Here is a 21,175-nt window from a genome sequence, read left to right on the forward strand (position 1 = left end):
CAGCCAACCGCGACGGCGCCTCGTGCCCACACGGGTGCCCCCGAAAAACAAAGGCCGCCTTGCAAGGTGCCGAGAACAATCGAGGGAAGTGCAATGTTCAAACCGCAAAGGCTGTCCGCCCTGGCCCTGGCCACCTTACTGGCCAGCCAGGCCGCGCCCGCCTACGAGCTTTACGCCGACGACGACAGCCATTTGAATGCCGACATGCTCGCGGTGTGGGGCATGTTCAACAGCCGCAAGAACTATGACGGCACCCCCGGTGGCTCGACCTGGCGCGAGGGCTTCATCAAGTATGGCGTTAGCGGCGATCAGGGCCTGGCCGGCAACGGCAGCCTTTATGGCGCCTTGAACTGGGTCAGTTCCGCCACTTGGGGCGATGGCGATGCCGCAGGCAATACCGATGGCTCCGAACGCACCACCAAGATCGAAGACGCGTACCTCGGTTGGCGTTCGGGCGATCTGCTGCCCTGGCTGGGCAAGGATGGCGTGGATATCTCCGGAGGGCGCCAGGTGGTCCGCCTGGGCAGCGGCTTCTTGATCAACGACGACGGGCCCAACCTGGGCAACGGTGTGGCGGATGGCACCCTGGACCGCGGCGGTGCCTACTACCTGGCGGCGCGCCATGCCTTCGACCGCACCGCCGTGCTGCGCCTGGGCGGGCAGGATGGCCTGCATGGCAGCCTGCTGTGGCTCAAGTCCGACAACCGCGCGCAGGCCGAGACCGAACTGGCCGCAGGCACACTGGACTACACCCATGCCCTGGGCACCTTGGGGCTGACCTGGGTGCACGGCATCGACGTGACCGACCAATGGGCCAGCGCCTTCCAGAAGGCGCGTGAGGGCATGGATGTCTACAGCCTGCGTGGCGAAGGCAGCGCCGGCATCGACAACGCCAGCTTCGCCTTCGAATACGCGTGGCAAGACAAGCAAGGCGGCGCGGAAAAAGCCTGGTACCTGCAGGCCGGCTACACCTTCGCCGACCTGCCCTGGGCACCCCAGGTGACCTACCGTTACACGCGCTATTCGGCAGGCTGGGATTCGCTGTTCAGTGGCCTGTCCAGTGGCTATGGCACCTGGTTCCAAGGTGAGGTCGCCGCCAACTACGCCGGCCCGTTCAACAGCAACACCGGCATTCACCATGTTGGCGTAAAGGCTACGCCGCTGGAAAACCTCACGGTCGGTGCGCTGTATTTCGACTTCGATACCGTGCGCACCCGCGACAGCCTCAACCTCGATGCCAGGGAGCTCGACCTGTACCTGGAATGGGCGGTCAACGAGCACCTGGTCATCAGCCCGCTGGTCGGCCTGTATCAGCCACGCAAGGGCGAAAGCAACGGCGGCAACCAGGTGGGTGGCAACGGCACCAACGTTTACAGCCAGCTGACCATCGCGGTGCCCTTCTAGGCCCTGATGGCAGTCACCGTCTTGCCAATACGCCGATGGCACGGCAGGTCAAAACGGCTGGCACGCAGGCACAAGACGCCCTGCCAGCCGTTAGCGAAACTGGCCGCACGTGTTAGCGCCAGCCCACAACAACAAAACCCGATGACGCCGTCGTCCCTGATAACGGCCGCCCTGCGAGACCCGCCATGACCCTCGATACCCGAATTGACTTCATCTACTTGTCCGAGCAGGACATGATCCGCGCCGGCGTGACCGACATGCCCGCTTGTGTCGACACCATGGAGGCGATGTTCAACCTGCTCTACCAGGGCGACTACCGCATGGCCGGCCCGAACAACGATTCCCACGGCGCGATGATCACGTTCCCCGAACAGTCGCCCTTCCCGCACATGCCCAAGCCCACCGCAGACCGTCGCATGATGGCCATGCCCGCCTACCTGGGCGGCAGCTTCCGCACCGCAGGCGCCAAATGGTATGGCTCGAACATCGCCAACCGGGAAAAGGGCCTGCCGCGCTCCATCCTGATGTTCACCCTCAACGACGCCGACACCGGCGCGCCCCTGGCGCACATGTCGGCCAACCTGCTGTCGGCGTACCGCACCGGCGCCATCCCCGGTGTTGGCGCGCGCCACTTGGCCCGCAAGGACGCCAAGGTCATCGGCCTGGCCGGGCCAGGTGTGATGGGCAAGACCACGGTCGCCGCGTTCATGGCCGTGTGCCCGCTGATCGACACGATCAAGATCAAAGGCCGTGGCCAGAAGAACCTCGATGAGTTCGTGGCCTGGGTCAAGGCCACCTTCCCGCAGATCACGCGGATCCAGGTCGTGCAAACCCTGGAAGAGGTGGTGCGTGATGCCGACCTGGTCAGCTATTGCAGCTCGGGCGAAGTCGGCGACCCCAGCACCTACCCGCTGGTACGCCGCGAATGGGTCAAGCCCGGCGCGTTTCTGGCGATGCCCGCCCCCTGCAGCATCGATGCAGGCATGGAGCGTTCGGACGTGCGCAAGGTGGTGGACAACACCGGGCTGTACGAAGCGTGGTTCGACGAACTGCCCAAGCCTGCGCACAACCATGTGCCGCTGGTAGGCGTGCGCTTCATGGACATGATCGCCGAAGGCACGCTCGACGCCGCGCAGGTCGAAGACATCGGCAAGATCATCAGCGGTGACGCGCCAGGACGTCTGAACGACGATGAAATCATCATCATGTCGGTGGGCGGCATGCCCGTGGAAGACGTCGCCTGGGGCACCGTGGTGTACCGCAACGCTGTCGAGAAAGGCATCGGCGTAAAGCTCAACCTCTGGGAAAAACCTGTCCTCAGCTGACCCTCCTCACCTCAAAAGGCTCCCCCATGACGCAAATCACCAAACTGAAAACCGGCTCCAAATTCGAAGACATGGCCAGCTACTCCCGCCTGGTGGCGGTAGACAACTGGATCTACGTGTCCAACACTGCCGGCCGCAACCCGCAGACCCAGATCATCCCCGAAGACGTGATCGAACAGACTCACCAGGTATTCGCCAACATCGAAGCCGCGCTGGCGGCCGTCGACGCTGGGCTGGGCGATGTGATCAGCTCGCGCGTGTTCATCCAGGACCCGAACGATGTTCCCAAGGTCATGGACGTGATCGGCGAGAAATTCAGGGGCGTCGACCCGGCCACCACCGTCACCTGCCCGCCGCTGGGGTCGACCGTGTACAAGGTCGAGCTGGAAGTGACGGCGTACCGGGGTGCCTCCCGCGCGCAGGTCTCGTTGATCCGGCTGGGCCAGTGACCTGCCCGCCTTGAACCCGCCACGTTCTGTTCACACTGCCGCCGAGTGAAGCCATGTCCCCCGTCATCGATCCTGTGCACACCAGTACCACCCACCCTCAGGCCACCAGCGTGGTGATCATCGGCGCAGGCATCATCGGCCTGACCGCAGCCCTGACCCTGGCCGAGCGCAACATCCCGGTGGTGGTGCTGGAGAAGGGCCGCCTGGCGGGCGAGCAGTCGTCGCGCAACCTTGGCTGGGTGCGCAAGACCAACCGCCATGCGCACGACATTCCGCTGGCCCTGGCCGCCGACCGGCTGTGGGCGAAGATGGCCGAGCGGGTTGGCTGCGATGTCGGCTACCGGCAAGCCGGCATCATGTTCATTGGCCGTAACGACACGCAGATGGGCATGCACGAGAGCTGGCTGAAGAGCATCGAGCACCTTGGCCTGGACTCTCGCCTGCTCAGCAGCAAAGAGATTGCCAACCGGGTGCCCGGTGGCCGTGCCGAATGGGCCGGGGGCATCTACACCGCCTCCGACGCCCGCGCGGAGCCAACCCTGGCAGCCAGCGCCATTGCCCGGGCGGCGATCGCCAAAGGCGCAGTGATCGTGGAAAACTGCGCCGTGCGCACATTGGTCACCGCCGCCGGCAGGGTCAGCGGCGTGGTCACCGAACAAGGCGAGATCCGCTGCGAGCAGGTGCTGCTGGCCGGGGGCATGTGGTCACGCAAGTTTCTCGGCAACCTCGATATCGACCTGCCCACCTTGCCGCTGACCTGTTCCGTGCTGCGTACCCACCCGCTGCAAGGCCCAACCGACATCGCCGTGGGCGCACCGGATTTTTCGTTTCGCAAACACAAGGATGGCGGCTACATCATCACCCAACGCGGCGCGCTCGATGCGTTCCTGACCTGGGACCATGTGCTGCTGGGCAGGCGCTACCTGCCGCAATTGCGGGCGCAACGTGATTTTTTGCGCATCAGTTTCGGCAAGTATTTCTTCAAGGATCTGGCCCTGGCCCGGCACTGGAAGGCCTCGCAAGTCACGCCCTTCGAACGCGTCAGGGTTCAGGACCCGCAGGCCAACACCGCACTCAATGACGAAGCCCTGCGGAACCTCAAGGCGGCCTGGCCGGTCTTCGAGCAAGCACAGATCGCCGCAGCCTGGGCCGGCACCATCGACGTCACCCCCGACTCCAACCCGGTCATCGGGCCGGTGCCGGCCCTGCCCGGCCTGACCCTGGCCACCGGCTTTTCCGGCCATGGCTTCGGCACCTCGCCGGCTGCCGGCCAACTGGCGGCAGACCTGGTGTCGCAAGCGCCACCGCTGATCGATCCAAGCCCTTATCGGTTCGAACGCTTCGCCTGAACCCTCAGCGGATATAGCACCGCATCACATCAGCGGAACTGATACTCCAACCCTGCCCCGGCATACCACGAGCGCCCAGGCGCAGCTTCGTAGTAACGCGAGTTGCTGTCGCCCACGATCACCGACCCCACGTACTGCCGGTCAAGCAGGTTATCCAAGCGGATCAGCTGATGAAACGTCCAAGGCCCGACGTGCTGCTCAAAGCGTGTTCGCCAGTTGAACACGGCATAGGCAGGCGCCGGCTTGGCGTTGTTGCTGTCCTCCACATACACCTTGCTGCGGTATTGCCCTTCCACCCCCATGCTGACGAACGTCGCAGGCTTCCACACCAGCTCGCCATACAGGTTGTTCAGCGGTACCCCAGGCAGCCGGTTACCGCTGTCGATGGTCTGCATGCCTTGGGCAAAATCTTCGGCATAGCGGGCATCGGTGCGGGTGTACACCACGGTGGTTTGCCACTGATCGCTCAGGTCACTGTGCAGGCTCGCCTCGAAACCGCGGCGCAAGGTTCGCCCAGCGTTTCGATAGCTGGTGCGGCCTTCGGTGGAGCGGTCCACGACGATTTCATCATCGGTGTGGATTTCGTAGACCGCTGCGTTGATCCGGGTGCGCTCACCGAGCCGGTATTTAACGCCCAGTTCATACTGGGTACTGGTGGCAGGCTTGAGCCCGAAATTGAAGCTTTCGACCAGGCCGGGCGCGTAAGCCATCTCGGCCTGGGTCGGGGTCTCGAAACCCTTGCCGACACTCACGTAACCACGCAAGTCGGCAGTGAATGCGTACATCACCGACAGCGATGGCGTGTTCTGCTGATATTTCTTCTTGCCACTGGCGTCGCCATTGGCCAGGTAGTGGTCATCGACGCGCATTTGCATGGTGCTGTGGCGCACGCCGAGCTGGGTGGTCCAGTCGCCGATTTCCCAATGCGCCTGGATGTATGGGTCCAGGCTGGTGGCGGTGTCTTGCTCGTCACGGCGTAACTCGCCTTTGACGCCTAGCGTGTCGCCGCTGAAATTCTGGTAGCCGCGGCGGTCATCCTTGCTCTGGTCGTAGTCCGCGCCCACCGTGACGGTCAGGTTGCCGGGTGCGGCGGTAACCGGCTGTATCCAGCGCAAGGTGCCACCGTGGAACTCACGGTCGAAGTCGACGACCCCACCGCCACGCTGGCTGTTGGAGGCCACCGTCTTGGGGATGGACAGGTACTGAATGACGCTGCGCTGCCCCGCATAGAGATTGAACTGCAACGTGGCATCGCCAAAATAGCGCTCGTAGTTCATGCCCAACTGCTGGTGGTCGATGCTTTTGCGGGTGTTGTAGGTTTCAGCCACTGTCGCGGTGGAGCGCGGGTCGTGCTGGTAAGCGCTCCAGGTCTGCCCCAACGGGTCTTGCGTGTTGTTTTGCTCAAGGCTGCTGTAGATCAGTGCCAGGCGTGAATCGGCGTCTGGCCTGACGTGCACCTTGGCGAAGGTCTGGTCGCGGCGGGCAGCGCTGTGGTCACGGTAACCGTCGGTGTCCATGCGCGAGGCATCGAGCACAAAGCCGGCCGTCTCGTTACCGCCCTCGGCCGACAGGTGATTCTTGTTGAAACCGTCGCTGCCGAAGGTGGTTTCGGCCCCGAGCCTGGCAGGCCCCTGCCCGTCCCGGCTGAACATCTGGATGACGCCGCCGGCGTTGCTCCCGTAAAGGGTCGCGGCCGGGCCACGCAGTACTTCGATACGGTCGGCCACATCCAGGTTCAGCGAGGCCGCCTGCCCCTGCCCGTCCGGGGTACTGGCCGGAATGCCGTCGCTGAGCAGCTTCAGGCCACGAATGCCGAAGGCCGAGCGTGCGCCGTAACCCCGCGAAGACACCTGCAGGTCTTGCGCGTAGTTCTGCCGGTTCTGCACCACCAGGCCAGGCACCTTGGTCAGCACTTCCGACAGGTTGACGCCCAACTGGCCGTCGTTGCCCTGTGAAAGGTCGACGGTATCGATCGAAAAAGGCAAGTCGAAACTACCGGTTGGCGCATAGGCGCCGGTGACCACCACAGGGTCGGTGATCAGCACATCGGTTACCTCGCTGCCGGCATGGCTCAAGGGGCTCATGCTACCGGTCAGCAACAGGGCCAGGCCTGTGCGCAAGTGGGCAGGTCGATGCAAAGGGAGTGGGTACATGTGAAGCTTCCTGAAACTTGCGCCTGACCCGTTGCGGGCCACGCCCAAGGCGTCGCTGCTGTGGCCATGCACAGCGCGCGCGAATGATGGCGGAGGGGTGATGGGCTGAATGGTATCAATCCTTCACCTCAGTCACACACTCTTTCGCCTCACAGGCAGTTGCGAATTTACTTACAGTGAAATACTGTATGCACATACAGCAAAAACAAGGAAATGCCTGTGGCCAGCACCTCCTCAGCAACGCCGAGCAGCTATGAACAACTGGGTGTCCGTATCCAGAAGATCATCAACAGCCAATCCGCCCAGCGCAACCGCGCCGCGCTGATCTTCCGCCTGGAGCAGGAATCCCCGGACGACTGGGAAACCCTGCTTGAGGAAATCGCCGAAAACGACAACGTCACCCTCGCCCATCGCGACGACGGTGGCGTGCAGATTTTCTGGACCGTGCCCAAGGAAGACTGACCGCGCATGAGAGTTACGCTTTTCGCTGCAACCTGCCTGCTGTTGGCCACCCCGCTTGCCCAAGCCGATGCCCCGCGCACCTTCCAGGAGGCCAAGAAAGTCGCCTGGAAGCTGTACGCGCCCCAGTCGACGGAGTTTTATTGCGGCTGCAAATATAAAGGCAACAAGGTCGACCTGGCCTCTTGCGGTTATGCCCCGCGCAAGAATGCGCAACGGGCTTCGCGCATCGAATGGGAGCACATCGTGCCGGCTTGGCACATTGGCCACCAGCGCCAGTGCTGGCAGGCCGGAGGGCGCAAACAATGCTCGCAACAGGATGAGGTGTACAAACGCGCCGAGGCCGACCTGCACAACCTGGTGCCCAGCATTGGCGAAGTCAACGGCGACCGCAGCAACTTCAGTTTCGGTTGGCTGCCCGAACAGCGGGGTCAGTACGGCAGTTGCCTGACCCAGGTCGATTTCAAGGCCAAGAAGGTCATGCCGCGCCCCTCGATCCGCGGCATGATCGCGCGCACCTACTTCTACATGAGCAAGCAGTACAACCTGCGCCTGTCGAAGCAGGACCGCCAGTTGTTCGAAGCCTGGAACAAGACCTACCCACCGCAGGCCTGGGAGCTGCAACGCAACCAGCAGGTGGCCTGCGTGATGGGGCGTGGTAACGCATTCGTCGGGCCGGTGAACCTCAAGGCCTGCGGCTGAGGGTCAGGCCAGTGTCTGCAGGTAGGCGCTGGCCTCCCGGTAACGGGCCAGCCGCGCCAGGTCGGCAGGGCCTGGGCAGGCGATGCGCGAGAGGTCGCTGTTGTCGGCCAGGTCGGCCAATTTGACGGTACGCGCCAGTGGGTCGACGCCCAGCCGTACCACGAAGTCCTGATAGGCCTCGCCGTCACGTCGGCTCAGCGCCAGCAAGGCGGCGAGAATTTTCAGTGCAAAACCTTCACGCGCCAGGTCGGACAGGGTCAGCGGGGTATCTTCGATCACATCATGAAGCACCGCGACGATCCGCTGCTCGGGCGTGGATACCCGCATCATCACGCGCAACGGGTGGAGGATGTACGCCGCCCCACCCTTATCGTATTGCCCTTCATGTGCCTTGGCTGCCACGACAATGGCCCGCTCCAGTGTAGACATGAGGCCCCTCCCCGTTCAGCTCTCCCAGTGCAAAGCATAGCCCGCACTGGGCGCAGATGACAGGTCGGCTGCTGGCGATAGAGCCCTTGCGGCCTGCCTTGCAGCCTGGATAACCCTCAGCGCTGGGCGCCGTGCTGGATCACCACCGAATCGGTCCCCAGCTTGGCCATCACCTCGGCCTTGCGCGCCTCGGCTTCTTCCTTGGTGGGGAACGGCCCCATCAGCACGACAGGCTTGCCGTTGCGGTATTCGACAGAAGACGGGATGCCCTTCTCGATCAGGCGCGCTGTCATGTCGCTCAATGCGCCCATGTTCGCCCCCTGCACCACTTCGACATCCCAGCCTTCAGGGGCCGGCTCTCCGGCCAGCGCCTCGGCGCGGCGCTGCAGGTCGGCACCGCCACACAGTTCGCGGATGCGCAGGTTGTTGCCGCTGTCGTCAACGATGATCTCATACTGGCCATCACGCTTGATCGCCACATAGCTGCGGTAGGCTTCGTACTGCCCGGCATCGTCCTTGCCGCGGACCTGGCCGCAGAGGGTGCCATTCGTGTCGATCCGCACGTTGCCGAACTTGGCCGTCTTGGGGTTGTGCAGGTGCTCGGCCACCTGCTTGTGCACGCCTTCGACCTCGTTCTCACAGCCCGCCAGGGCGAGCACTGCCATTACCACAGCCAGTTTGCGCACGCGTGTACCTCCAGATTCGAAGGGGCGGAGTCTAGCATGCCGACCCAGGGCAAGGACCGCGACCATACGTTACACCCTGCTACCGCGACGCTGCGACGGCAGTCCATTCCACCGGCAACGCCAGCCCACTGATCGCTATTTCTTATCCCCCTGATAAAAAACTTGAGGCAGCAGACACCGGGCGTTTCGTTGAACAATCCACACAGTCGTACGACGACGTATGTCCAATAATAAAAAGGTGACTCCATGCCCCGCTCACACCTACAGGTGGATGTTCCTGTCCGCGTTCTCGCACCAAGCGCTTTCGGCGCTCCCTGGGCAGTGATGCTCCAGGAGGCGCCATGAAAACACTGATCGATGGTTACTTCCTGGTTCTGAAGACGTTGGTGATCGGGTGCCTTGTCATCATCACCTGCCTGATTTTCACCAATGTCGTGCTGCGCTACGGCTTCAACTCGGGCCTGTTCTTCAGCGAGGAGATTTCCCGCCTGGCCTTCGTCTGGCTGGTGTTCGCCGGCGCCCAACTGATGCTTCACGAACATGGCCACATCGGCGTCGACATCGTTACCCGACGGGTCTCCCCCGGCGTGGCCAGGTGCCTGCTGGCGCTCACTCAAGTGCTGATGCTCTACGTGACCTGGCTGTTCCTTGACGGCAGTTGGAAACAGACCGTGATCAACCTGCATGTAGGCGCCCCCTCCACAGGCATTTCCATGGCCTTGTTCCATGGTGCAGGCCTGGTCTTTTGCATACTCAGCGGGCTGCTGATCTTTACCCAGCTGGTCAGAAACCTCACGGGCACCCTGCCCGCCCACACCCCGGCCGAACCCTCGGCAGCCGAACACGGAGCAGTTGAATAATGGCCCTGTCTGTCTTCGTCGGCGTACTGATGGCCGCCATCCTGATCGGCGCCCCCATCGCCTACGCTCTGATCCTCTGCGGCGTTGCCTTGATGTGGCTGTTGGGCCTGTTCGATGGCCAGATCATCGCGCAGAACATTATCAACTCTGCAGGCAGCTTCCCCCTGCTGGCCATTCCGCTGTTCATCATCGCTGGCGAGGTCATGAACAGCGGTGGCTTGTCCAAGCGCATCATCAACCTGGCCATCACCTTGGTCGGCCACCTGCGCGGCGGGCTCGGCTACGTCACCATCATCGCCGGCGTGCTGCTGTCCAGCCTGTCCGGTTCGGCACTGGCGGACGCGGCCTCGCTGACCGCGCTGCTGCTGCCGATGATGGTCATCGCCGGCTACAACCGCGACCGCTCCGGCGGCTTGATCGCCTCGGTCTCGGTGCTCGGTTCGATCATCCCGCCCAGTATCGGCTTCGTCGTGCTGGGGGTGGCTTCCGGCCTGTCGATCACCAAGCTGTTCCTTGCCGGCATCGCCCCGGGGCTGATGATCGCCACCGCCCTGATCGTGGCCTGGTGGCTGATGTCGCGGCGCAATACCGAGGTCGAGCTGAGCCCAAAGGCCAGTGCCAAGGAGCGCCTCAAGGCCTTGGTCGACAGCTTCTGGGCATTGATGCTGCCGGTCATCATCGTGGTAGGCCTGCGCTTTGGCGTGGTCACCCCCACCGAGGCCGGTGCGGTTGCCAGCGTCTATGCCCTGCTGGTGTCGTCGTTGATCTACCGCGAACTCAGCCTCAAGTCGCTCAATGACCTGCTGCTGCGCGCCGGCAAGACCACCGCCGCCGTGATGTTCCTGGTCGCCGCTGCCTCGATACCCGCCTGGATGATCACCATTGCCGACATCCCGGGGCAGATCATCGACCTGATCCAGCCAGTGATGGACAACCCACGCCTGCTGATCGTGGTGCTGATGCTGTTGATCCTGGTGATCTCCATGGTCATGGACTTGACGCCGACGATACTGCTGCTTGCGCCCATCCTGGTGCCGGTAGTGACCGCCGCCAACATCGACCCGATCTATTTCGGCGTGCTGTTCATGATCAATTGCTCGATCGGCCTGATCACCCCACCCGTGGGCACGGTGCTGAACGTCGTGTGCGGCATCGGCAGGATGCGCTACGAGGCGCTGCTCAAGGGCACGTTCCCGTTCCTGATCGCCGAAATCATCGTGCTGTTCCTGCTGGTCATCTTCCCCGAACTGGTCACCGTCCCCGCTCAGTGGTTCGGCCACTGATCCCCCTACAACAATAAAAGGCACACACCATGAAGAAGCTCGCCGTCATCGCCGCCCTGTTGCTCTCCAGCAGCCTGAGCATGGCCGCCGATTACAATCCGCGCGTGATCAAGTTCGCCGCCACCAGCCCCAAGGGCACACCACCGGCCATCGGCATGGAGCTGTTCGCCAAGAAAGTGCAAGAGCGCAGCGATGGCAAGATCAAGGTACGCACCTTCCCCAATGGCGTCCTGGGTGGCGACGTGCAAGTGCTGTCGTCGCTGCAAGGCGGCGTGGTTGAAATGATGACCTGGAACGCCGGGCTGATGATCAACCACGTCACCGACTTCGGCATCCTCGACTTCCCGTTCCTGTACACCGACACCGCCAAGGTCGATGCCATGCTCGATGGCGAAGTGGGCAAGATGCTCACCGACCAGTTGCCCGAAAAAAACCTGGTCGGCCTGGCGTTCTGGGAGCTGGGCGTACGCAACCTGACCAACAATGCGCGCCCGGTGCAAAGCCTTGAAGACATTGCCGGCCTGAAGATCCGCGCGCAGCAATCGCCGCTGTTCCTCGACGTGTGGGCTGCGCTGGGTGCCAACCCCACCCCTCTGCCTTTCACCGAGGTGCACACGGCACTGGAGACCGGCACCGTGGATGGCCAGGAAAACCCGGCGGCGCTGATCCTGGCCTCGCGCTTCAACGAGGTCCAGAAGTACCTGAGCCTGACCCGGCATAACTACAACCCGCAGATTGTGCTGATCAGCAAGACCTTCTGGGACACCCTCAACCGCGATGAGCAGCAACTGCTGACCGAGGTGGCCCAGGAAGTGCGCTTGGAGCAGCGCAGGATCTCCCGCGAGGCCGACAGCAAGGCCATCGCCGAACTGCGCAGCGACGGCATGCAGGTCAACGACATGCCGGCCGAAGAGGTCGCGCGGATCCAGGCCAGGATCCGCCCCGTGGTCGACAAGTACGCCGCCCAGATCAACCCCGAACTGGTCAGCAAGGTCTACCAGGCCATGGGCTACCAGGCGCAGTGACATTACCCGCGCCGCCCGTGGCGGCGCCCTTCAATTGCCACAAGGACCCGCATGAAAATCTCCGTCGCCCAGATTCATCCCGTGGCCGGCAACCCGGCCCTCACCCTGGAAAAGGTTGCCGAACTGGCACGTCAAACTGCGGCTGAAGGCTCGCGCCTGATCGCCTTTGCCGAATGCCTGATTACCGGTGGCGCTTTCGACAGCCGCGAAGACCTCGAACGCGGCGCCATTACCCTCGATGCCTTGGCACCGCTGCTGCAGGTATCGGCGCAGAGCGGCATCCTGATCGTGGTCGGTTTCTACGAACGGCATGAAGCCTCGGTGTACAACACCGCCGCGCTGATCGGCGCACAGGGCATCATCGGCCTGCACCGCAAACGCCATCTGCCGTTCATGATCGGCGACCGTTTCACCGACCGCCCGAGCGAGTGGGCGCCGCCGGTGTTCGACACCGAGATCGGCCGTATCGGCCTGGCCATCTGCTATGAAATCCGTTTCCCCGAGGTGGTCCGCACGCTGGCGCTCGAAGGCGCCGATATTGTCGTGCTGCCTGCCGCCTGGCCTGAGCAGGCGCGCATGCTGCCGGATATTTTCAGCACCGTGCGCGCGGCCGAGAACATGGTCTATTTCGTCGCGCCCAACCGCAACGACATGGATGAAGGCATGCAGTTCATCGGCACCAGCCACATCATCGAACCCTCCGGCAAGACCTTGGTACGCGCAGGGCTGGAAGACGGTGTGTACAGCGTCGAAATCGACCTGGCCAAGGCCCGCAACAAATCGCTGATACGTGACCCTGGCGTGTTCGAGGTGCACCCGTTCCGCGACCGCCTGCCCGAAACCTATCGCCTCTGATATCAGCCCAAGGCAGACCTTGACCATGAACCCAAACATCACACACACAACGCTGAAGGCGCGCATGGCACGCGGTGCTACCTTCGGCATGAACATTTACAGTACGGCCTGCATGCCCATCGAGGTGGCCGGCAACTGGGGCCTGGACTTCGTCTTCATCGATGCCGAGCACACTGCGCTGGGTGTCGACAGCCACATGGAGAAGCTCTTGCTGGCCGCCAACAGCACGGCCATCCCCTGCCTTGTACGGGTGCGTGGCACGCTGGAGTGGGACATCCGCAAGGCGCTGGAGATGGGCGCTTCGGGCGTGATCGTGCCGCAGGTCCACACGGCGGCGCAGATGCGCGAAATCATCCGCTACAGCAAGTTCCCCCCGCTGGGACGCCGCGGCGGTGACAGTTCGGTGCGCTCGGCAGGGTTCGCCGGGCCCGGCTTCGACTGGGCCACCTACACCCAGGCCGAAAATACCCGCAGCGTGATCGTGCCGATGGCCGAAAGTTACGAGTTCTTTGACAACATCGATGAAATACTCGACGTGGAGGGCATCGACGCCGTGCACTTCGGCCCTGCCGATTATTCATTGTCGCGACATTTGCCGGTCGACTACCGCCTTGGCAACCCCGAAGTGCTGCAACGCCTTGAGCTGCTGATCGAGAAGTGCCATGCCCGCGCGATCCAGGTCATGGTGCCGTGCTTCCCCGCAGACCAGGCCACCGCGCAGCGCCTCATCGAAATGGGCAGCGACATGCTGTTGATGGGCAGCGACCTGTCCTGGCTCAACCAGGCCGGGCAACAGATCTCGGCCGTTAAACGCGCACTGGCCTGAACGCTGGCCCGGCCATGGCGCCTGCGCCGTGGCCGGGCACACCCGGTTTGATCAATCGACCAGAAAATTCTGTTTGACCAAGGTCGCCCGGATAATCGAAACCAAGGTATCAAGTTGCATATCCGGGCGTTCGGTCAAATAAGACAGGCAGAACTTGGCCGGCGGGATCGGCGGATCGCACGGTAATGTCTTCAACAAATCGACAGCCAGCAGGTCGCGAATCAAGGGTACCGGCAAAATACCAATGGCATGCCCTGCCGCTACCATCTTGGCAATAAAGGCCAGCGAGTTGCTCGAATGAAAGGCATGGCTGACCGAGCCACTTTCCTTCAGCCAGCGGTCCACCACTGAATACAGTGTCGAAGGCGCACTGTGGGTGACAATCGAATATTGCCGGGCCTGCTGCGCCAGAAAAGGCCCCGGGGCCACGTCCAGGTGCCGCGCCGCCACCCACTGGAAGGTCATCCACCCAAGGAATACATCGGTTACATCCTCACGCGTGGCCGGGTTGGTCAGCAGCGCGATGTCGAGTTCGTGGTCGTTCAGCTTGCGGTTGAGCACCGCACCGACATCGATGGAGATCTCCAGGGTGACCTCGGGGAAGTGCGCCTTTATATCGCTGATTACCGCCGTCAGCCCGACCATCGCCGAACATTCGTCCGCGCCCAGGCGCAAGCGCCGGTGCTTTTTCTGCTGCGCGGCAAACTGCTCGAGTTGCGTGCTGTTGTTGAGCACCTGTTCGGCGTGGCGCAAAGCGGTATGGCCATCTGCGGTAAGGCTCATGCGTTGCTTGCTGCGGTCGAACAACTTGACGCTGAGCAGCGATTCCATTTCCTTGATCCGCGCCGACACTGCAGGTTGCGTCAGGTGAAGATGACGGGAGGCGGCATGAACGCCCCCGAGGCGGGCGGTCCAGTAGAACGCCTCGATCTGCATCAGCGTGATACGCATGATAAAAACTGCTCCGGTTACTGCTTACGGATTTTTATTATCGACCGTTAAGCGTGCTTGTTAGGATGACCGAAACCCTTCGAAAAAGCATCCGGCCTAATAACAACACCCTATGTATATTATCGAAGCACTGCCCGCCCCGATCAGCGCCGCTGAACTTGAAGTCTTGATCAACGCCGAACCGGCGACCATCGGCCACTTCATTACCCACGGTATTGCCAACCCGCACATCAAGGCACACTTTCAGAATGTCAGGGCCGTGGGTACTGCGGTGACCGTGAGGATGCCAGGCAACGATGGCGGGATTCTGCATTACGCCATGGGCTGCGTGCGCCCAGGCGACTTTCTGGTAGTGGACCGCTGCGGTGAACGCATCACCGCCGCCCTGGGCGGCGCCATGGCCTACGCCGCCAAGCAGGCTGGCGTGGCGGGGATCATCGTCGACGGCTACGTCACCGACCTGGGCGAAATACGCGAGCATGGTGTGCCAGTGTGGTCACGCGGTGCCAGCGCGATTACCACCCGCGTGATGGGCCTGGAAGGCGAGTTCTGTACCGCCATCCAATGTGGCGGGGTGATTGTCCACCCCGGCGATGCGGTGGTGGCAGACGAAAACGGCATGGTGTTTCTGCGCCCCGGCCAGGTGATCGAAATGGCTCAGCGTGCCATCGACTTCCAGCACAACGAAAAGCACACGCTGGCGCGGCTGGCCAAGGGTGAGAAATTCCCTGATATCGTCGGTTCACGAACCACCATCGAGGCCGCACGCCGCCCTCGTTGATCATGAACAGCCCCGAAGTAGCTCCCGAACAAGCACAAGAGGACTACCGTGAAACTCAGCTCGCTGCTCATCCCCCTGGCGTTCGGCGCGCTGCTCGGTACCTCGCCGGCGCGCGCGCAAGACTACCCCGTGATGCGCTTCAACGTGGTGGGCGGTGGCAGCCACAACTACACGTTCCGGGCGGTTGAACAGCCTTTCTGGAATCAGACGTTGCCCGCGCGCTCGCAAGGCAGGGTCACCGCGCAACTGCTGGGGTTGTCGGAAAGTGGCCTGAAAGGCCCGGAGATCATTCGCCTGATGCGCTTTGGCGCAGTCGATATCGGCATGGGCGTGTTCGCCTTCGTCGCCGGCGACGATGCCACCTTCGAAGGTGTGGACCTGCCCGGCCTGGCCGATACCATCGACACCGCCCACAGGGTCGCCAACGCCTACAAGCCGGTGCTCGAACAACGCATGGCCGAGCGTCACGGCATCAAGTTGCTGGCCACCGTCCCCTATACCGCGCAGGTCTTCTTTTGCCGCGATGCCGTGCACTCGCTGGCTGACTTGAAGGGCAGGAAAGTGCGCACTCGTGGGCGCAATATGGCCGAGCTGGTCAAGGCCATGGGCGCGGCGCCCGTCACCCTGCCCTTTGCCGAGGTGGTAACCGCCATGCAAACCGGCGTCATCGACTGCGCCATCACCGGCATTGGCTCGGGCAACGCCGCCAAGTGGTACGACGTTGCAGGCTACCTTTACAACCTGCCCGTGGATTGGTCGATCGGCTTCTATGGCATCGGCCTGAAGCGCTGGCAGCAATTGCCGCCCGAGGTGCAGCAATTGCTGCAGGTGCAATCGCAAGTGCTGGAGCAGGCCCTGTGGCAAGCGACCGCCAACGAGAACCGCTATGCCCAGGCCTGCAATGTCGGCGGCCCTGACTGCCAGATTCATCACCCCGCACACATGACCGCCTCGGCCCCGACCGCAGCAGAGCAGCAGACCCTGCGCCAGGCCGCACTGACCATCGCCAACGACTGGGGCAAACGCTGCGGCGGCCCCTGCGTGGCACGCTGGAATGCCACCGTGGGCGATGCCATCGGCATGCGCCTGGCCCCATGAGCCACCCTGCTTCGGAGACTACCCACATGCACACCGCCCGCTCAGGCATGGGAGCCATCAGCGCCATTGCCAAGGCCAGTACCTGGGTCGGCGGCTTCGCGCTGCTCACCTGCGCCCTTCTGATCGGCATCGACCTGATCTTGCGCAAGGCCCTGGGTATCTCCATGGGCGGCGCCGACGAAATAGCCGGTTACGTGCTGGCGATCACCAGCGCCTGGGCGCTCCCGGTCACCTTGCTGAAGCGCGCGCACATCCGCGTGGACATCCTCTACACCCGCCTTGGCCTGCGCCCCAGGGTCGCGCTCGACCTGCTCGCCCTCGCCTGCATGCTGGTGCTTGCCAGCACATTGGCCTACCACGCGTGGAACGTGCTGTGGGACTCCATCGAATACCGTTCAGTGTCAAACACGCCACTGCAGGTACCACAATGGCTGCCTCAATCGCTCTGGTTCGGCGGCTACGTGTTCTTTGCCCTGACTTTGTCGAGCCTGGTGGTCACCTGCACCCGCCACTTGCTGCACGGCCGCTGGCACGCTGTCAGCAAACTGATCGGCATCAACTCGGTGGAGGAAGATATCCAGCAGGAACGCTACCCCGGCAGCCCCGCTGCTGGCACGGGGCACAAACCATGCTGAGCCTCACCCTGATCGTGCTGCTCGCACTGCTGGCGCTTAGCGTGGCCGCTGCAGTCAGTGTCGGCCTGCTGGGCATGTCCCTGTCGCAGTTGTTCTCGACATTGCCGTTAAGCAGCGCCATGGGTGAAATTGCCTGGAATACCAGTAGCGAATTCCTTCTGGTGGCAATCCCTTTGTACATCCTGATGGGCGAACTGCTGGTGTGCTCAGGCGTGGCCGGGCGGATGTACCAGGCCGTCGAAAAGTGGCTGTCGTGGCTGCCAGGTGGCTTGATGAATTCGAACATCGGCGCCAGCGCACTGTTCGCCACCACCAGCGGCTCCAGCGTGGCGACTGCGGCCACCCTCTCGACCCTGGCCATCCCCGAGCAGGAACGCAAAGGCTACAACGCGCCGCTGTTTCTCGGCTCGATTGCCGCCGGTGGCACACTGGGCATCCTGATTCCGCCTTCCATCAACATGATCCTGTTTGCCCTGATCGCCAACGTGTCAGTGCCCAAGCTGTACCTGGCCGCGACCATTCCCAGCATCATCCTGAGCGTGCTGTTTATCGCGTTGATCGTGCTGGCCTGCCTGATTCGGCCACAGCTGGACGGCCGCAAGGCGCCTACGCGCTGGGCCGAGCGCCTGGCCTGCCTCCCTGACCTGTTGCCGCCACTGGCGATCTTCGCCCTGGTGATCGGTTCGATCTACAGCGGCTTCGCCACCGCCAGCGAGTCGGCAGCGCTGGGTGTGCTGAGCGCCTTGGGCCTGGGCCTATGGCGCCGGGCAATCACCTGGCAGAGCCTCGGTCAGGCGTTCGAGGCAACCCTGCGCACCACCGGCATGATCATGTTCATCACCCTGTCGGCGTTCTTTCTCAACTTTGTGCTGGCCTCCATTGGCCTGACCACCACGCTGGTCCATTTTGTCACTGACCTGAACCTTTCCCCCACGGCCACACTGCTGGCGATCATCCTGTTCTACATCGTGCTGGGTTGCTTCATGGACACGCTGGCCATGTTGATCACCACCGCGCCGCTGATCGTACCGATCATCGTCGCACTGGGTTTCGATCCGTTGTGGTTTGGGGTGGTGTTGATCGTGCTGTGCGAGATGGGCCAGATTACGCCACCGTTCGGCATGAACCTGTTCGTGGTGCAGAGCATTCGTGGCCGGGGCAACTTCATGGACGTGGTGTACGGCGCGCTGCCGTTCTGCCTGGCGTTGCTGGTGCTGATCGCGCTGTTGATCGCCTTTCCACAACTGGCGTTGTGGTTACCGGCAGCCGTTTAGCGGGCAATAAAAAAGGGCGATCCGTGTGGATCGCCCTTTTTCGATTTGGTAGGCACAATTGGACTCGAACCAACGACCCCCACCATGTCAAGGTGGTGCTCTAACCAACTGAGCTATGTGCCTGTCGTGTGGTGCGCATATTAGTGATCGAATGCGTACCTGTAAAGCTTTTTTTTCAGAAAAATCAAAAACTTTCGGTTTTGACCGGAGGGGCTGCTTCATGCCCCTTTTCGACCGGATCGACGCCCCCGCAAGGCCGCCCAATGAAAAAAGGGGCAACCCTTTCGGATTGCCCCTTCTTCGATTTGGTAGGCACAATTGGACTCGAACCAACGACCCCCACCATGTCAAGGTGGTGCTCTAACCAACTGAGCTATGTGCCTGTCGTGTGGTGCGCATTCTACGCACTCCGAAAACCATGTCAACACTTTTTTTTGCGCTAACTTACTGAATCTTAACCTCTTTATAGGAAGGCTTCGGCGACGGCCGGGTAAAGGATTTTCAACGGACGACTAGCGGGTGTTTATTATTATTGATAGCATCGCCACATTCGTTAAAAATATAACACACGAGGTTTCTCGAGCATGGCCAACACCCCCTACCCCCAGTCCTACTACGCCGCCTCGGCTAACCCGGTGCCGCCACGTCCGGCGCTGCAGGGTGAGGTGGAAACCGATGTGTGCATCATCGGTGCCGGCTACACCGGCCTGTCCAGCGCCTTGTTCCTGCTGGAAAACGGCTTCAAGGTCAGCATCGTCGAAGCCGCCAAGGTTGGTTTTGGCGCGTCCGGCCGCAACGGCGGCCAGATCGTCAACAGCTACAGCCGTGACATCGACGTGATCGAGCGCACCGTCGGCCCCAAGCAGGCACAACTGCTGGGCCAGATGGCATTCGAAGGTGGCCGCATCATTCGTGAGCGTGTCGCCAAGTACAATATCCAGTGCGACCTGAAAGACGGTGGCGTGTTCGCAGCCATCACCCCTAAACAGATGGGCCACCTGGAGTCGCAAAAGCGCCTGTGGGAACGCTTCGGCCACAACCAGCTCGAGCTGATGGACCAGAAGCGCATCCGTGAAGTAGTCGCATGCGACAGCTACATCGGCGGCATGCTGGACATGAGCGGCGGCCACATCCACCCGCTGAACCTGGCCCTTGGCGAAGCGGCCACGGTCGAGTCGCTGGGCGGCATCATCTATGAGCAGACCCCGGCCATCCGTATCGAGCGTGGCGCCAACCCGGTCGTGCACACACCGCAAGGCAAGGTGCGCGCCAAGTTCATCATCGTCGCCGGTAACGCCTACCTGGGCAACCTGGTGCCAGAGCTGGCCGCCAAGTCCATGCCGTGCGGCACCCAGGTGATCACCACCGAGCCCCTGAGCGATGACCTGGCACGTACCCTGCTGCCGCAGGATTACTGTGTCGAAGACTGCAACTACCTGCTCGACTACTACCGCCTGACCAGCGACAAGCGCCTGATCTTCGGCGGCGGCGTGGTCTACGGCGCGCGTGACCCGGCGAACATCGAGGCAATCATCCGTCCGAAGATGCTCAAGGCCTTCCCGCAGTTGCAGAACGTGAAGATCGATTACGCCTGGACCGGCAACTTCCTGCTGACCCTGTCGCGCCTGCCGCAGGTTGGCCGCATCGGCGACAACATCTATTACTCCCAGGGCTGCTCGGGCCACGGCGTCACCTACACGCACCTGGCAGGCAAGGTGCTGGCCGAGGCGCTGCGTGGCCAGGCCGAGCGTTTCGATGCGTTCGCAGGCCTGCCGCACTACCCGTTCCCGGGTGGCCAGATGCTGCGTGTGCCATTCAGCGCCATCGGTGCCTGGTACTACAGCCTGCGTGACCGCCTGGGCTTCTGATTGATACCTCGGTAACCTAACACCGGCCTCTTCGCGAGGCCGGTGTACGTTCACCGCCCCAGGCTGTTCACGGCCTGCTTCGCGGCGATTTCCTGCCCTGCTCGGGCCAGTTCGTCAGCCGCCTGCAACCAACGTTGCCGGTCTACCTGGGCGGGCAGTTGCCGCGGCGGTTGCACCAGCACCGCCCAACTGCCCTGCTTGGCCCAGGCCGAAGCAAAATCATCAAAGGCCATCAGTTGCCTGCGGTGCATGCCTGAGCGCAACAGTACCCGCTGCTTGTAGCGGTCATAACCGATCAGCACCGCGTAGCGTGGCTCGCTCCACCAGGCTGAACCCTCCTCGTAACGCAGCAATACCGGGTTGCCCGCCGCCACCTGCGTCAGCAAGGCGTCCATCTGCTTGTCCAGCGCGTACACCACCATGCCGTAGTCACGCGCCACGCGGGGGATGCTGGTGTCCAGCGTTTCGGCGCCCTGGGGCAGGTTCAATGGTTTGTCCAGCAGGCCTGGCGTGATCGGCGCCCCCTGCTGCGAAAGCAGCGCTGCCAGGGCCATGGCGCCGCTGTGGTTGGCATTGCCACGGTAAAACGGCACGCTGCTGATCTCGACCCGCTGCGGCAGGCCTTTCAGGTTCGCGGGCGGTGCGCTGGCACAACCGGCCAGGCTGGCCGCCATCAGGCAGGCCAGCAGCAGCCGCCGGGGGGCTGAGGCCAGCGGTTTGAAGGAAACTTGCTCCATGGGCACTCGCTTGTTCCGATGCCAGG

Annotated in this window: 21 protein-coding genes and 2 tRNA genes; 16 read left to right on the forward strand and 7 right to left on the reverse strand. The window is 62.6% G+C overall.

Annotated elements, in window-relative coordinates:
- The first annotated feature begins 93 nt into the window (after positions 1–93).
- From HU770_RS12930 to HU770_RS12945, 4 genes are all read left to right on the forward strand, one after another.
- Complete coding sequence (locus HU770_RS12930) at positions 94–1,404, forward strand: hypothetical protein (RefSeq protein WP_186663825.1); 1,311 nt, start codon at positions 94–96, stop codon at positions 1,402–1,404.
- Between the two features lie 185 nt (positions 1,405–1,589).
- Positions 1,590–2,729, forward strand: a complete 1,140-nt coding sequence (locus HU770_RS12935; RefSeq protein WP_033696889.1) for a tyramine oxidase subunit B — start codon at positions 1,590–1,592, stop codon at positions 2,727–2,729.
- A 26-nt stretch (positions 2,730–2,755) separates the two neighbouring features.
- Positions 2,756–3,178, forward strand: coding sequence for a RidA family protein (locus HU770_RS12940; RefSeq protein ID WP_186659857.1), 423 nt, complete (start codon positions 2,756–2,758; stop codon positions 3,176–3,178).
- Between the two features lie 53 nt (positions 3,179–3,231).
- On the forward strand, positions 3,232–4,527 hold the full coding sequence (locus HU770_RS12945; protein ID WP_033696886.1) for an FAD-binding oxidoreductase: 1,296 nt from the start codon (positions 3,232–3,234) through the stop codon (positions 4,525–4,527).
- A 29-nt stretch (positions 4,528–4,556) separates the two neighbouring features.
- Here the strand turns inward: HU770_RS12945 and HU770_RS12950 are convergent, their stop codons facing one another.
- Positions 4,557–6,611, reverse strand: a complete 2,055-nt coding sequence (locus tag HU770_RS12950; RefSeq protein WP_186663899.1) for a TonB-dependent receptor — start codon at positions 6,609–6,611, stop codon at positions 4,557–4,559.
- A gap of 288 nt (positions 6,612–6,899) precedes the next feature.
- On the opposite strand from HU770_RS12950, the gene HU770_RS12955 reads away from it, so the two are divergent.
- Positions 6,900–7,142, forward strand: coding sequence for a DUF1654 domain-containing protein (locus HU770_RS12955; protein ID WP_033696884.1), 243 nt, complete (start codon positions 6,900–6,902; stop codon positions 7,140–7,142).
- A gap of 6 nt (positions 7,143–7,148) precedes the next feature.
- Positions 7,149–7,841, forward strand: a complete 693-nt coding sequence (locus tag HU770_RS12960) for an endonuclease I family protein (protein WP_186659862.1) — start codon at positions 7,149–7,151, stop codon at positions 7,839–7,841.
- A gap of 3 nt (positions 7,842–7,844) precedes the next feature.
- On the opposite strand, the gene HU770_RS12965 is transcribed toward HU770_RS12960, so the two are convergent.
- Both HU770_RS12965 and HU770_RS12970 read right to left on the reverse strand, forming a co-directional pair.
- Complete coding sequence (locus HU770_RS12965) at positions 7,845–8,270, reverse strand: GTP pyrophosphokinase (protein ID WP_033696882.1); 426 nt, start codon at positions 8,268–8,270, stop codon at positions 7,845–7,847.
- Positions 8,271–8,386: 116 nt separating this feature from the next.
- Complete coding sequence (locus HU770_RS12970; protein ID WP_186659864.1) at positions 8,387–8,956, reverse strand: SPOR domain-containing protein; 570 nt, start codon at positions 8,954–8,956, stop codon at positions 8,387–8,389.
- Positions 8,957–9,297: 341 nt separating this feature from the next.
- Here HU770_RS12970 and HU770_RS12975 point away from each other — a divergent pair, with 341 nt between their 5' ends.
- The 5 genes from HU770_RS12975 to HU770_RS12995 are packed head-to-tail and all read left to right on the forward strand — an operon-like array spanning position 9,298 to position 13,805.
- Entirely contained in the window at positions 9,298–9,816 is a 519-nt protein-coding gene (locus tag HU770_RS12975; protein ID WP_186663826.1) for a TRAP transporter small permease, read from the forward strand.
- Positions 9,816–11,099: a TRAP transporter large permease subunit gene (locus HU770_RS12980; RefSeq protein ID WP_186659871.1), complete on the forward strand. Its 1,284-nt coding sequence runs from the start codon at positions 9,816–9,818 to the stop codon at positions 11,097–11,099. The genes HU770_RS12975 and HU770_RS12980 overlap by 1 nt, the downstream gene beginning before the upstream one ends.
- Before the next feature lie 29 nt (positions 11,100–11,128).
- The gene (locus HU770_RS12985) at positions 11,129–12,124 is read left to right on the forward strand and encodes a TRAP transporter substrate-binding protein (RefSeq protein WP_033696877.1); all 996 of its coding nucleotides are present in this window, start codon (positions 11,129–11,131) and stop codon (positions 12,122–12,124) included.
- A gap of 51 nt (positions 12,125–12,175) precedes the next feature.
- Complete coding sequence (locus HU770_RS12990) at positions 12,176–12,979, forward strand: carbon-nitrogen hydrolase family protein (RefSeq protein WP_033696876.1); 804 nt, start codon at positions 12,176–12,178, stop codon at positions 12,977–12,979.
- 25 nt (positions 12,980–13,004) lie between these two features.
- Entirely contained in the window at positions 13,005–13,805 is an 801-nt protein-coding gene (locus HU770_RS12995; protein WP_095064276.1) for an aldolase/citrate lyase family protein, read from the forward strand.
- Between the two features lie 51 nt (positions 13,806–13,856).
- Here HU770_RS12995 and HU770_RS13000 read toward each other — a convergent pair whose 3' ends face one another.
- A complete protein-coding gene (locus HU770_RS13000; RefSeq protein WP_186663827.1) occupies positions 13,857–14,756 on the reverse strand; it encodes a LysR family transcriptional regulator in 900 nt (299 codons plus the stop codon).
- 112 nt (positions 14,757–14,868) lie between these two features.
- Between HU770_RS13000 and HU770_RS13005 the strand changes: the two genes are divergently transcribed.
- Genes HU770_RS13005 through HU770_RS13020 form a run of 4 tightly spaced genes read left to right on the forward strand, consistent with a single transcriptional unit; the run spans position 14,869 to position 18,544 of the window.
- A complete protein-coding gene (locus HU770_RS13005) occupies positions 14,869–15,537 on the forward strand; it encodes an RraA family protein (protein WP_186663828.1) in 669 nt (222 codons plus the stop codon).
- Between the two features lie 48 nt (positions 15,538–15,585).
- A complete protein-coding gene (locus tag HU770_RS13010; protein ID WP_186663829.1) occupies positions 15,586–16,635 on the forward strand; it encodes a TRAP transporter substrate-binding protein in 1,050 nt (349 codons plus the stop codon).
- A gap of 26 nt (positions 16,636–16,661) precedes the next feature.
- A complete protein-coding gene (locus tag HU770_RS13015; RefSeq protein WP_186663830.1) occupies positions 16,662–17,270 on the forward strand; it encodes a TRAP transporter small permease in 609 nt (202 codons plus the stop codon).
- A complete protein-coding gene (locus tag HU770_RS13020) occupies positions 17,264–18,544 on the forward strand; it encodes a TRAP transporter large permease (protein WP_186663831.1) in 1,281 nt (426 codons plus the stop codon). Before HU770_RS13015 ends, HU770_RS13020 begins: the two co-directional genes overlap by 7 nt.
- A gap of 46 nt (positions 18,545–18,590) precedes the next feature.
- Here HU770_RS13020 and HU770_RS13025 read toward each other — a convergent pair.
- Both HU770_RS13025 and HU770_RS13030 read right to left on the reverse strand, forming a co-directional pair.
- Positions 18,591–18,667 (reverse strand) — tRNA-Val (locus HU770_RS13025).
- Positions 18,668–18,850: 183 nt separating this feature from the next.
- Positions 18,851–18,927, reverse strand: a tRNA-Val gene (locus HU770_RS13030).
- A 201-nt stretch (positions 18,928–19,128) separates the two neighbouring features.
- Between HU770_RS13030 and HU770_RS13035 the strand changes: the two genes are divergently transcribed.
- Entirely contained in the window at positions 19,129–20,412 is a 1,284-nt protein-coding gene (locus HU770_RS13035) for an FAD-binding oxidoreductase (RefSeq protein WP_186663832.1), read from the forward strand.
- Positions 20,413–20,462: 50 nt separating this feature from the next.
- On the opposite strand, the gene HU770_RS13040 is transcribed toward HU770_RS13035, so the two are convergent.
- A complete protein-coding gene (locus tag HU770_RS13040) occupies positions 20,463–21,149 on the reverse strand; it encodes a peptidase C39 family protein (RefSeq protein ID WP_033696868.1) in 687 nt (228 codons plus the stop codon).
- Positions 21,150–21,175 lie beyond the last annotated feature (26 nt).

It is taken from the genome of Pseudomonas sp. SWRI68, from assembly GCF_014269165.1.
GTDB classification, from domain to species: Bacteria; Pseudomonadota; Gammaproteobacteria; order Pseudomonadales; family Pseudomonadaceae; genus Aquipseudomonas; species Aquipseudomonas capeferrum.